The sequence below is a fragment of the Thalassospira sp. CH_XMU1420-2 genome (assembly GCF_037029325.1).
Classification (GTDB): domain Bacteria; phylum Pseudomonadota; class Alphaproteobacteria; order Rhodospirillales; family Thalassospiraceae; genus Thalassospira; species Thalassospira povalilytica.
In genome coordinates this window covers 585-1,388 of sequence record NZ_JAYMEG010000048.1, presented here as the reverse complement: position 1 = coordinate 1,388, position 804 = coordinate 585, and the positions used below count along the sequence as shown (strand labels likewise).

The following is an 804-nucleotide window of genomic DNA, read 5'->3' as shown; positions in this document are numbered from 1 at the left end:
GTATTTCCGTCACTTCCGGCCATCCTCGTCGAAGAAGGGGTGCGCGCCGCACTCAGGGAAGATCTTGGGCGGGCTGGTGATTTGACCACCGACGCGACCATCGGGCCGGACCTGACGGCTAAGGTGTCTCTTGTCTCTCGTGAGGCAGGTCGCCTGTGTGGTGTGGACTTCGCGCGCTGTTCATTTGCCCTTGCCGGGGCCGGATTGGCGTTTGAAGCCTTTATGAAAGATGGCGACACCCTCGCGCCGGGCGACGAAATCGCCCGGGTCACGGGAAATGCACGCGCGATCTTGTCATCGGAACGTGTGGCATTGAACTATCTTTGCCATCTGTCAGGTATTGCAACAACCACGGCAAGGTTCGCCGATTTGATCGCCCACACAAATGCGCGCATCTGCTGTACCCGCAAAACCACCCCGGGCCTGCGTGCCTTTGAAAAATATGCCGTACGTTGTGGCGATGGTGCAAACCATCGGTTTGGCCTCGATGACGCGGTTCTGATCAACGACAACCACATCGCGGTTTGCGGAAGCATCACTAAGGCAGTTGAAGCTGCCCGCAATTATGTCGGCCATCTTGTTGTCGTTGAAATCGAAGTCGACACACTTGAACAGCTCGAAGAAGCGCTCAATGCTGGCGCAACAACCGTGCTGGTAGACAATTTCGGAATCGATGACCTGAAAGAGGCTGTTAAGCTTAACAACGGCCGCGCTCGGATAGAGGCATCCGGCGGCATCAATATCGATACTATCAAGGATGTGGCTGAGAGGGGGGGGGGGGTGGTGGCATGGTGTGGGTGCGGG

The 804-nt window shown here is 57.1% G+C and carries 1 protein-coding gene; it reads left to right on the top strand.

Annotated elements, in window-relative coordinates; translation table 11 throughout:
• A partial coding sequence (nadC, locus tag WA429_RS21165; RefSeq protein ID WP_336107902.1) for a carboxylating nicotinate-nucleotide diphosphorylase occupies positions 1-804 on the top strand: 804 nt, incomplete at both ends.